Origin of the sequence: Brevundimonas vesicularis (assembly GCF_032067225.1) — a bacterium.
In the GTDB taxonomy this organism is placed as follows: domain Bacteria; phylum Pseudomonadota; class Alphaproteobacteria; order Caulobacterales; family Caulobacteraceae; genus Brevundimonas; species Brevundimonas vesicularis_F.
The window spans coordinates 1-10,082 of sequence record NZ_DAMBJX010000082.1 but is presented as its reverse complement, the minus strand read 5'-3'; the positions used below and the strand labels follow the sequence as shown (position 1 = coordinate 10,082).

Genomic DNA, 10,082 nt, shown 5'->3' with positions numbered 1-10,082 from the left:
GGTGGCGGCGAGGGCGGCGGCCAGCTCTGTGCCAGTGCCCTGTTTCGCCAGAGTTTCGCCGGTGATGACATCGACGGGCGCGACGCTGTCGAGCCGGCTGCGCCCAACGGTGCGCGTGCCGGTGACGACGATCTCATCGACATCGGTGGCTTCACTTGGCGGAGGGGTTGTCTGGGCGAACGCCGATGAGGCGATGAAGAGCGCGCTGGTGGAGGCAAAGGCCAATAGGGCCTGACGACCGTATCCGATTTTCATTGATAGTCCCCGACGATGCACGACAGCCCTCTGTGTCGGCGCTCGGCAGGCCGTCATGCCGTCGCCCTCGGTCGGCGTCTCGAAAAGCGCAATAATTTTGCGCGTATAATCGAAACGCAGGCCTCAATTGCAGGCTGTGACCGCAATGTGACGACGTCAAGCAAGCTTAATGTCTAGACATCCATTTGAGAGATCAATGATCTGGGTTTGTTGTAATCTTGTCATAGGTCAAGGTGACGATCGGCCGTGCGGTGGATGCCGTTCACGCGCAGCAAAAAGGGCGCGTCCCTTGCGAGACGCGCCCTTGATGTCGTTGGGGATCCGGTCGGATCAGGCTTCGTCGCCGAAGCCTTCTTGTTGACCGGCGCCGCCTTCGATCAGTTCCTGAGCCGATTGCTCGGCGGCCTGGCGCTCATCGTCGAACTGGCTGCGGATCACGTCCTCGCCCTTGGCTTGGCGCTCGGCCTCGTCCATCGAGCGGGCGATGTTGATCTTGACCGTGGCGCGGACCTCGGCGTGCAGGCGAACCGGCACTTCGTGGACGCCCAGGCTCTTGATCGCCGTGTTCAGGACGACCTGCGAGCGCTCGACCTTGCCGCCTTCGGCCTGGATGGCCTCGGCGACGTCGCGACCGGCGACCGAACCGTACAGGTGACCGGTTTCACCGGCCTGACGGATCATGACGTAGGTCTGGCCGTCGATCTTGTCGGCGACCTTCTGTGCGTCGGCCTTGTTCTTCTCGTTGCGCTGCTCGATGGCGGCGCGGTCGAGTTCGAACGCCTTCAGGTTGGCGGCGGTGGCCCGGCGGGCCTTGTCGCGCGGCAGAAGGAAGTTACGGGCGAAGCCGTCCTTGACGGACACGACGTCGCCGATGGCGCCGAGATTCTCGACGCGTTCAAGCAGAACGACCTTCATCTCACTTCACCACGTAAGGCAGGAGGGCCAGATAGCGAGCGCGCTTGATGGCCTTGGCCAGTTCACGCTGCTTCTTTTGGGAGACGGCGGTGATGCGCGAAGGCACGATCTTGCCGCGTTCGGAGACGTACCGCTGCAGCAGCTTGACGTCCTTGTAGTCGATCTTCGGCGCATTGGCGCCCGAGAACGGGCAGACCTTGCGGCGACGATAGAAGGGGCGGCGGCCGGCGGCGCCGGAGCCCGCCGGTGCGCCCGGGGTCGGGGCGGTGGTATCGGTCATGTTCCGGGTTCCTTATTCGGCGTCGGCGGCGGCGTCGTCGCGCGGGGTGCGCTCGCGCTCACGCTCGCGTTCACGCTCGCGGCGGGCCAGCAGCGGCGACAGTTCCAGGTCGAGTTCCTCGACGCGGACGGTCAGCCAGCGCAGCACGTCTTCGTTGATCGATAGCTGACGCTCGACTTCGGCCATGGCGGCCGGAGGGGCGTCGACGGCCAGCAGCGAATAGTGAGCCTTGCGGTTCTTCTTCACGCGGTAGGTCAGGTTGCGCAGACCCCAGTATTCGATCTTGGCGACCGAGCCGCCACCGGCGACGATCAGATCCTTGATGGTGTCATTCAGCGCTTCGGCCTGTTGCGCCGAGATATCCTGGCGCGTCATGACCGTGTGCTCGTAAAGAGCCATGCGGTAGTCTCCCTTGTGGGCGTCGGCGCGGAAACGACCGGGTAAGTCGGTCTCCACGATGGCTCCTGGCGCGGCGGCCGGACCGAACGTCCAACCCTTTGGTGCTCCGCGACAGGACCGAAGCCCTGGAAAGGCGGGGCCTATAGGCGAAAAGGGGCGAGGAAGCAAGGATGGCGGCAGACGCTTGTGGCGCCCCTCGACCCCGCCTAAACCAGCCCCATGCCGAAGCTGACGTCCGCGGTCGATCCGCAAAGCCAAAAATACAAGTCCCTGCACGCGCACAACAGCGCCCTGGTCGCCGAGTTGCGCAACCATGTGGCCAAGGCCGCGCGCGGCGGGTCCGACAAGTCGCGCGACCGTCACGTCGCTCGCGGCAAACTGTTGCCGCGCGACCGCGTCGAGCGCCTGCTGGATCCCGGCTCGCCCTTTCTGGAGATCGGGCAACTGGCTGCGCACGACATGTATGACGGCGAGGCCCCGGCGGCGGGCGTCATCGCCGGCATTGGCCGGGTTTCGGGCCGCGAGGTCATGATCGTCTGCAACGACCCGACGGTGAAGGGCGGCGCCTACTTCCCCATGACGGTGAAGAAGCACCTGCGCGCCCAGGAAATCGCCGAGCAGAACCGTCTGCCGTGCGTCTATCTGGTGGATTCCGGCGGGGCCAATCTGCCGCACCAGGCCGAGGTGTTTCCCGACCGCGACCACTTCGGCCGCATCTTCTTCAACCAAGCCCGGATGAGCGCCAAGGGCATCGCCCAGATCGCCTGCGTCATGGGCCTGTCCACCGCCGGAGGGGCCTATGTGCCGGCCATGTCGGACGAGACGATCATCGTCAGGAACCAGGGCGCCATCTTCCTGGCCGGCCCGCCGTTGGTGAAGGCGGCGACGGGCGAGGTCATCTCGGCGGGGGAACTGGGCGGGGCGGAGACCCACGGTCGTCGCTCGGGCGTGGTCGATCATGTCGCCGAGAACGATGAGCACGCGCTGGAGATCGTGCGCTCCATCGTCGCCAATCTGAACACGACCAAGGCCGTCGAGATGGATGTGCGCGAACCGCGCGCGCCGGCCTTCGACGCAGAGGAGCTGTACGGCCTGATCCCGGACGACGTCCGCGCCCCCTATGACGTGCGTGAGGTTATCGCCCGGCTGGTGGACGGGTCGGAGTTCGACGAGTTCAAGAGCCTGTACGGCTCGACCCTGGTGTGCGGGTTCGCGCGCATCTGGGGCTATCCGGTCGCCATCCTGGCCAACAACGGCGTCATCTTTTCCGAGAGCGCCCAGAAGGGCGCGCACTTCATCGAACTGGCCTGCAAGCGCAAGATTCCGCTGCTGTTCCTGCAGAACATCTCGGGCTTCATGGTCGGCGGCAAATATGAGGCGGGCGGCATCGCCAAGGACGGCGCCAAGCTTGTGACGGCCGTGGCCTCGGCCGAAGTGCCCAAGTTCACCGTCCTGATCGGCGGCAGTTTCGGCGCGGGGAACTATGGCATGTGCGGCCGGGCCTATTCGCCGCGCTTCCTGTTCACCTGGCCTAACAGCCGGATCGGGGTCATGGGCGGCGAGCAGGCTGCCAGCGTGCTGGCCACCGTGCACCGCGACGCCGACACTTGGTCCCCTGGCGACGCCGAGGCCTTCAAGGCGCCCATCCGCCAGAAGTATGAGGACGAGGGCAATCCCTATTACGCCACCGCCCGCCTGTGGGACGACGGCGTCATCGACCCGGCCCAGACCCGCGATGTGCTGGGCCTAGCCATCAGCGCCAGCCTGAACGCCCCGATCCCGGAGACGACGTTCGGCCTGTTCCGGATGTAACCTATTGGTCCGCGCCTCGTTGTGAGCGGACACGCAGTTTGGAGACCCCCATGGCCGATCAACCGACCGAAGCCGACCTCAACGCCCTGGACGTCACCGACGCCGAGGCGGCCGAGATCAACAGCATCGCCCAGCCGCTGGTGCCCGATGCGGCGCCGGACGCCGACGACGATCTGGTGCAGATCGATTCGACCACCGACGGCGTCGTCTTCGTCACCATCAACCGGCCGGCCAAGAAGAACGCCTTTGACGCCGCGACCATCGCGGCCCTGCATGAGGCGTTCGAAACGCTGCACGGCGCGGACCGGGTGCGGGCCGTCTTCATTCGGGGGGCGGGCGGCACCTTCAGCGCCGGGGCCGATCTGAACTGGATGCGCGACGCCGCCGGCTGGTCCGAGAGCGACAACCGCGACGACGCCATGGGCCTGGCGAAAATGCTGAAGGCCCTGCACGACATTCCCGCCCTGACGGTGGCGGTGGTCGAAGGCAACGCCATGGGCGGCGGAGCGGGCATCGTCGCCGCCTGCGACATGGCGGTGGCGGTCGAGGGGGCGCGCTTTGCCTTCTCCGAGGTCAAGCTGGGTCTGATCCCGGCGACCATCGCTCCCTATGTGATCGAGGCTGTCGGCGCGCGCCGCGCCCGCCAGTTGTTCCTGACCGCCAACGCCTTCGACGCCGACTACGCCGCCCATGCCGGCCTGATCGACCTCGTGCTGCCCGAAGGATCGGTGGACGAGTTCATCTCGATGCTGAGCGACAGCCTGACCAACAATGCGCCGGGCGCGATGGGTGAGGCCAAGCGTCTGGTCAACGACATCGCCCAACACAAGATCGACAACGGTCTGATGGACGAAACCGCCAAACGCATCGCCCGCGCCCGCGTATCGGACGAAGGCCGCGAGGGCGTCGCCGCCTTCCTGGAAAAGCGCAAGGCCAGCTGGACGGTCTGATTGCGCTGATCGGCCGCCGGAAACGGCGGCCGATTTCACGCGTAGTTAAAGCTGATCGAAATCCGGTCGGCCTTGGCCAGATTGGTCGGCACCTCGTGCCGCAGCCAGCTTTCCCACATCAGCACCGTGCCTGCATGAGGCTGTAGATAGACGAACGGCCGCTCGGCCTCGCTCGCCTCATCCGTCACCGACGGTCGGGCCATCATGAAGGGCAGGCGGGGATCTTCCAGCTTTAGTGATGAGGCGCCGTCTGGCACGTCGATATAGACGGTGCCCGACAGGAAGGCGTGCGGGTGGATGTGACCCGTATGGCCGCCGCCGGGCTTCAGGATGTTGACCCACAGATTGTCGAGGCGGGGTTTGCGGGCCAAATCGAAGTTCAGCGCCTTGGCGTAGGCGACGGCATGGCGATCCAGATGGCGCTTCAGCTCCGCGAACTCGGGAAAGCGTTGGGGCAGGTCGTTCAGCGATCCGTAGGAGGTGTAGCCGCGATAGGCGTTGTCACGACACCAGCGGCGGCCGGCCGCGTCCTCCTCGGCCATCATGCGGATGACGTCGATCAGCTGTGCGTTGAAGTCGGGCCAGCCTCGGCCGTCGGCGAGGGAGGCTTCATAGACCTGGGTGACGAAGAGGGGGCGCAGGGACATCGGAGGGGCTTAACGCCTGCCGCGTCGCGTGAGAAGGGTCGTGCTCTGCCTCTCGCCTGATGCGCACGATCCGGCTAAGACCGCTTCATGTTCAAGTCCGTCCTTGTCGCCAATCGCGGCGAAATCGCCTGCCGTGTCTTCCGCACCGCCAAGCGGATGGGGATTCGCACCATCGCCGTCTATTCCGAGGCGGATGCCAACGCCCTGCATGTGCGCGAGGCTGACGAGGCGGTGCTGATCGGTCCGGCGGCGGCGCGCGAAAGCTATCTGGACGGCGCCAAGGTGCTGGCGGCGGCCAAGGCGACCGGCGCAGAGGCGATCCACCCCGGATATGGCTTCCTGAGCGAGAACGCCGACTTCGCCGAGGCCGTCGCGGCGGCGGGCCTGATCTGGATCGGGCCGGACCCGTCCTCGATTCGCGCCATGGGTCTGAAGGACGCGGCCAAGGAGCTGATGATCCAGGCCGGGGTGCCGGTGACGCCAGGGTATCAGGGCGCGGACCAATCGGAAGAGACCCTGACGGCCGAGGCGGCGCGGATCGGCTATCCGGTGCTGATCAAGGCGGTCGCGGGCGGCGGCGGCAAAGGGATGAAGCGGGTCGACGATCCGGCCGATTTCGCCGCCGGTCTGGCCAGCGCCAAGCGCGAGGGGGCGGCGGCCTTCGGCGACGATCGGGTGCTGATCGAACGCTACATCACCCGCCCACGCCACATTGAGGTGCAGGTGTTCGGCGACAAGCACGGCGAGGTCGTCCACCTGTATGAGCGCGACTGTTCGCTGCAACGCCGCCACCAGAAGGTGATCGAAGAGGCGCCCGCGCCGGGCATGAGCGAGGCCGTGCGCGCCGCCGTGACCGGGGCCGCGATCAAGGCGGCCCGGGCGGTCAACTACGTCGGGGCCGGGACCATCGAGTTCATCGCCGACGCCTCGGACGGGCTGAAGGCGGACGGCGTCTGGTTCATGGAGATGAACACCCGGCTGCAGGTCGAGCATCCCGTGACCGAGAGCGTGACGGGCGTCGATCTGGTCGAATGGCAGTTCCGCGTTGCCGCGGGCGAGCCGGTCCCCCTGAAGCAGGCCGAGATCCAGCTGAACGGCTGGGCCATGGAGGCGCGGCTGTATGCCGAGGATCCGGCCAACGGATTCCTGCCTTCCATCGGCAAGCTGGAGCATTTCGTCATGCCGGACGGCATCCGCGTCGATACCGGCGTGGAGCAGGGCGGCGAGGTCAGCCAGTTCTATGATCCCATGATCGCCAAGCTGATCGTGCATGAGGACACGCGCGAGGCGGCGGCGGCGCGTCTGGCCGAGGCGGCCGGCGAGGTCGAGGTCTGGCCGGTCAAGGCCAACGCCGGCTTCCTGAAACGCTGCCTGGAGCATCCGCGCTTCGTCGCGGGCGACGTGGACACGGGCTTCATCGCGGCGGAGGAGGCGGCGTTGCAGCCGCAGCCGTCCGACGAAGCAACGCTGGCGGCCCTGACCCTGATTGCGGAAGCGGCGGCGGATGGGGTCGAGACGCGTTCGGACCGGTTCAGCCCCTGGGGCGGCCAGCCGGGCCTGTCCTATGGCGTGCGCCTGAATGCGCCGGCGCAGACGACCGTCTGGGCCCATGTCGACGGTCAGGGCGTGTCCGCTGCGGTGACGCCGGTCGAAACGGGCTGGCGCGGTTCTCAAGGGGAACTGGCCCACGTCGGGTTCGATCAGGTTCAGGCGGGTGATCGCCTGTTCGGCTATCAGACCGTCGACGACGGGTTCGTTCTGTTCGTCGATGGCGAGGCGCGTCGCGTCACGCCCTATCGCGCCGCCGTGGGTTCAGGCGCGGGGGCGGTGTCGGACGGTTCGCTGCGCGCGCCCATGCCGGGCAAGATCGTCGCGACGCCGGTCAAGGCCGGCGACGCCGTCGCCAAGGGACAGCCGGTCGTGGTGCTGGAAGCCATGAAGATGGAACACGCCCTGACCGCGCCGTTCGACGGCGTGTTGGAAAGCGTCGCGTCTCTTGGCGATCAGGTCGTCGAGGCGGCCGTGCTGGCGGTGGTGAAGGCGGACTAAAGCCCCACGCCGCCGATCGGGCGAGTCACGACCGTATCGCCCCATAGCGCGATCAGGCCGAGCGCCGGACGCATCACTCTGGATTCGCGGATCGCGTTGAACCAGGCATCGTGCGAGGCCTTGCTCATCCAGACCTCTGTGACGAGCAGGGCGTCGGCGTCATTCACGTCGTGCGCCACGACGTAGCTGTGGCAGCCCGGACGCTTCACATTGGGATCCAGCAGGCAGAGGCCCAGTTCGTCGCGGCGGCCGGCATGGGCCGTCAGGCGGGTAATCAATCCGTACATACTGGTCCTAAACGCGCTGGGCGAACTGAGCGGCGCGCGATCATGACTAACCCCTTTAGATTAAGAATCTGGCCAATGCGCCTAAGGGGCACTACGTGGGCGCCATGCCGCTTCACATGATCAAGCTGGGCGTCGGGGTGCCGGACGTCGAATGGCTGGAGGCCCGCGCCGCCCGGGGCGGGGCGCTCGTCGTCCACACACGCATGACGCCGAAACGGGCGCCCGAGATCGAGGACGGCGGCTCGCTTTACTGGGTGGTGAAGGGGACGATCGTCTGTCGCCAACCGGTGCTGGACATCGCGACGCTGGGCGAGGGCAAGCAGAGCCGCTGTGAGATCACGCTCGAACCCAAAGTCATTCGCACCGCGCCCATGGCCCGGCGACCCTTCCAGGGCTGGCGATATTTCGAGCCCAAGGATGCGCCGGTCGATCTGACCGACCTCGACGCTGGCGAGGCTCCGGAAGAACTGGTGCGTCAGCTGCGCGAACTGGGCGCCTGGTAGGCCGAGCCCTCAAAGTTTTTGGGAGTTGACCCCGGCGGGTCGGCGTGGCCTGTGCCGCGTCCGATGATCGCGCTTCGCCCCCAGACCCGTACCGCCTTCCGCGACCTGCTGAACCTGGCATGGCCGGTGATCCTGGCGCGCATCGGCATCATGACCATGGGGCTGACCGACGCCATCGTGGTGGGCAACTATTCCAGCCAGGAACTGGCGTTCCATTCTCTGGCCTGGGCGCCGACGTCGATCGTGGTGACGACGGCGGTGGGCCTGATGCTGGGCGTGCAGGTGATGACGGCGCGGATGCTGGGCGAGGGGCGTCGGCACGCTGTCGGCTCGGTGCTGCGTCGCGGCCTGACCTATTCGTTGCAGATCGGCGTGGTGTCGATGATCGCCCTGATCGCCATTGGCCCGTGGGGACTGGGCAAGCTGGGGCTGGAGGATGGTCTGGCGGAGGGCGCCGGGCCTGCCCTGGTCGTCTTCGCCCTGTCCATGCCCTTCTATCTGATCTCGGTGACGGGCCAGTTCTTCCTGGAGGCTCTGGGCCGGCCCAAGCCCGGCATGGTCGCGATGTGGGTGGCGAACGGGGTCAATCTGGTGCTGAACATCGTGCTGGTGCCGGACATGCTCGGCTTCGGCTTCGACGGCGCCTTCGCCTCGGCCTGGGCTACGTTCGGGGCGCGGGCGGCGCTGGCGATCTTTCTGGTGATCTACATCCTGCGTCTGCCCGAGGCGCGGGCGCTGGGCATCTTCGACAAGCCCGAGCGTGATCCCGAGGCCGCGCGCGAACAGGTCAAGGTCGGCCTGGGCGCCGGGGCCTCCTATTTTATCGAGGTCGGGGCCTTCTCGGGCTTCACCTTCTTCGCCGGTCAGATCGGCACGGCGGAGACGGCGGCCTGGGCGGTGGTGCTCAACGTCTCGGCCATCGTCTTCATGCTGCCGATGGGGCTGTCGTCGGCGACGGCGGTGCTGGTGGGCCGCAGCTATGGCGCCGGCGACGGGCGAGGGGTGATGCGCGCCGGGCTGGTGGGGCTGGGCGTCGTGACCACCCTGACATTGGTGGTCGCCCTGCTGGTCTGGCCCAGCGCCCATCTGATCGTCGGCGCCTATAATCGAGATCCGGCCCTGCTGGCCATCGCCGCGCCGGCCCTGGTGCTGGCGACGTTGTTCTTTGTGGCGGACGGCATTCAGGTCGTGGCGGCCCAGGCCAACCGCGCGGCGGGCGACGTCTGGTGGCCCACCATCATGCATTTCGCGGCCTACGGCGCGGTGATGATGCCGCTGGGCTGGGTGCTGGCGCATCAGATGGGCGTCAACGGCCTCGTTTGGGCCGTGGTGATCGCCAGCCTGGCGTCCTCGACCCTGCTGACCGGGCGTTTCATCCGTATTGCGCGCCGTCTGCCGCAAGGCGTTTGAGGAAACCGCTTCGCCGCTCTATATCCCTGCGCTTCCCCGAACACCTGGACGATCATGGCCCGCATCCTCATCACCTCGGCGCTGCCCTACATCAATGGCATCAAGCACCTGGGGAATCTGGCGGGCTCGATGTTGCCGGCCGACGTCTGGGCGCGGTTCAAACGAGCACAGGGGCATGAGGTGCTCTATATCTGCGCCACCGACGAGCACGGCACCCCGGCTGAGCTGGCCGCCGCCGCCGCCGGCCAGGATGTGCGCACCTATTGCGACGAGCAGCACGAAATCCAGAAGGCCGCCGGTCAGGCGTTCGGCCTTAGCTACGACTGGTTCGGCCGGTCGTCGAATCCGCAGAACCATCGCCTGACCCAGCATTTTGCCGAGACGCTGGAGAAGAACGGCCTGATCGAGGAGCGGGTGGATCGGATGATCTATTCGATCGACGACGCCCGCTTCCTGCCCGACCGCTATGTCGAGGGGACGTGTCCGCACTGTGGCCATGTCGGCGCGCGCGGCGACCAGTGCGACAGAATCAGCGTTAATCGTTTACTGTTCATAACAGTCCCTGCGAAGAGTGT

At 66.7% G+C, this 10,082-nt stretch carries 11 protein-coding genes and 1 pseudogene; 6 read left to right on the top strand and 6 right to left on the bottom strand.

Features of this window, described 5'->3' with window-relative positions; translation table 11 throughout:
- The 4 genes and pseudogenes from RT123_RS14720 to rpsF form a co-directional block, all read right to left on the bottom strand.
- A pseudogene (locus RT123_RS14720) lies at positions 1-255 on the bottom strand (TonB-dependent receptor); the annotation flags it as partial.
- Positions 256-585: 330 nt separating this feature from the next.
- The gene (gene rplI / locus RT123_RS14715) at positions 586-1,170 is read right to left on the bottom strand and encodes a 50S ribosomal protein L9 (protein ID WP_055754943.1); all 585 of its coding nucleotides are present in this window, start codon (positions 1,168-1,170) and stop codon (positions 586-588) included.
- Between the two features lies 1 nt (position 1,171).
- The gene (rpsR, locus tag RT123_RS14710; protein ID WP_008259463.1) at positions 1,172-1,450 is read right to left on the bottom strand and encodes a 30S ribosomal protein S18; all 279 of its coding nucleotides are present in this window, start codon (positions 1,448-1,450) and stop codon (positions 1,172-1,174) included.
- Positions 1,451-1,462: 12 nt separating this feature from the next.
- A complete protein-coding gene (rpsF, locus tag RT123_RS14705) occupies positions 1,463-1,849 on the bottom strand; it encodes a 30S ribosomal protein S6 (RefSeq protein WP_026108635.1) in 387 nt (128 codons plus the stop codon).
- Positions 1,850-2,068: 219 nt separating this feature from the next.
- Here rpsF and RT123_RS14700 point away from each other — a divergent pair, with 219 nt between their 5' ends.
- On the top strand, positions 2,069-3,661 hold the full coding sequence (locus RT123_RS14700) for a carboxyl transferase domain-containing protein (RefSeq protein WP_313009911.1): 1,593 nt from the start codon (positions 2,069-2,071) through the stop codon (positions 3,659-3,661).
- 50 nt (positions 3,662-3,711) lie between these two features.
- Positions 3,712-4,611: an enoyl-CoA hydratase-related protein gene (locus RT123_RS14695; RefSeq protein ID WP_313009909.1), complete on the top strand. Its 900-nt coding sequence runs from the start codon at positions 3,712-3,714 to the stop codon at positions 4,609-4,611.
- A 35-nt stretch (positions 4,612-4,646) separates the two neighbouring features.
- On the opposite strand, the gene RT123_RS14690 is transcribed toward RT123_RS14695, so the two are convergent.
- Positions 4,647-5,258 (bottom strand): TIGR02466 family protein, encoded by a 612-nt coding sequence (locus tag RT123_RS14690; protein ID WP_313009907.1) that lies wholly within the window; start codon positions 5,256-5,258, stop codon positions 4,647-4,649.
- Between the two features lie 87 nt (positions 5,259-5,345).
- Between RT123_RS14690 and RT123_RS14685 the strand changes: the two genes are divergently transcribed.
- On the top strand, positions 5,346-7,307 hold the full coding sequence (locus tag RT123_RS14685; protein ID WP_313009906.1) for a biotin carboxylase N-terminal domain-containing protein: 1,962 nt from the start codon (positions 5,346-5,348) through the stop codon (positions 7,305-7,307).
- Here the strand turns inward: RT123_RS14685 and RT123_RS14680 are convergent.
- On the bottom strand, positions 7,304-7,594 hold the full coding sequence (locus RT123_RS14680) for an antibiotic biosynthesis monooxygenase family protein (protein WP_313009905.1): 291 nt from the start codon (positions 7,592-7,594) through the stop codon (positions 7,304-7,306). The two genes, RT123_RS14685 and RT123_RS14680, sit on opposite strands and share 4 nt — an antisense overlap.
- 104 nt (positions 7,595-7,698) lie before the next feature.
- On the opposite strand from RT123_RS14680, the gene RT123_RS14675 reads away from it, so the two are divergent.
- From RT123_RS14675 to RT123_RS14665, 3 genes are all read left to right on the top strand, one after another.
- The gene (locus RT123_RS14675) at positions 7,699-8,097 is read left to right on the top strand and encodes a DUF1489 family protein (protein WP_242076762.1); all 399 of its coding nucleotides are present in this window, start codon (positions 7,699-7,701) and stop codon (positions 8,095-8,097) included.
- A gap of 63 nt (positions 8,098-8,160) precedes the next feature.
- Positions 8,161-9,507, top strand: coding sequence for an MATE family efflux transporter (locus tag RT123_RS14670; RefSeq protein ID WP_313009904.1), 1,347 nt, complete (start codon positions 8,161-8,163; stop codon positions 9,505-9,507).
- Positions 9,508-9,561: 54 nt separating this feature from the next.
- Positions 9,562-10,082, top strand: a 521-nt coding sequence (locus RT123_RS14665) for a class I tRNA ligase family protein (RefSeq protein ID WP_313009903.1), incomplete at its 3' end; no start/stop codon positions are given.

Bases quoted from the DNA above. Each gene is read 5' to 3' on its own strand.
- rpsR (WP_008259463.1), bottom strand. From the start codon at position 1,450: ATGACCGATACCACCGCCCCGACCCCGGGCGCACCGGCGGGCTCCGGC.
- RT123_RS14700 (WP_313009911.1), top strand. From the start codon at position 2,069: ATGCCGAAGCTGACGTCCGCGGTCGATCCGCAAAGCCAAAAATACAAG.
- RT123_RS14690 (WP_313009907.1), bottom strand. From the start codon at position 5,258: ATGTCCCTGCGCCCCCTCTTCGTCACCCAGGTCTATGAAGCCTCCCTC.
- RT123_RS14670 (WP_313009904.1), top strand. From the start codon at position 8,161: ATGATCGCGCTTCGCCCCCAGACCCGTACCGCCTTCCGCGACCTGCTG.
- rpsF (WP_026108635.1), bottom strand. From the start codon at position 1,849: ATGGCTCTTTACGAGCACACGGTCATGACGCGCCAGGATATCTCGGCG.
- rplI (WP_055754943.1), bottom strand. From the start codon at position 1,170: ATGAAGGTCGTTCTGCTTGAACGCGTCGAGAATCTCGGCGCCATCGGC.
- RT123_RS14695 (WP_313009909.1), top strand. From the start codon at position 3,712: ATGGCCGATCAACCGACCGAAGCCGACCTCAACGCCCTGGACGTCACC.
- RT123_RS14675 (WP_242076762.1), top strand. From the start codon at position 7,699: ATGCCGCTTCACATGATCAAGCTGGGCGTCGGGGTGCCGGACGTCGAA.
- RT123_RS14680 (WP_313009905.1), bottom strand. From the start codon at position 7,594: ATGTACGGATTGATTACCCGCCTGACGGCCCATGCCGGCCGCCGCGAC.
- RT123_RS14685 (WP_313009906.1), top strand. From the start codon at position 5,346: ATGTTCAAGTCCGTCCTTGTCGCCAATCGCGGCGAAATCGCCTGCCGT.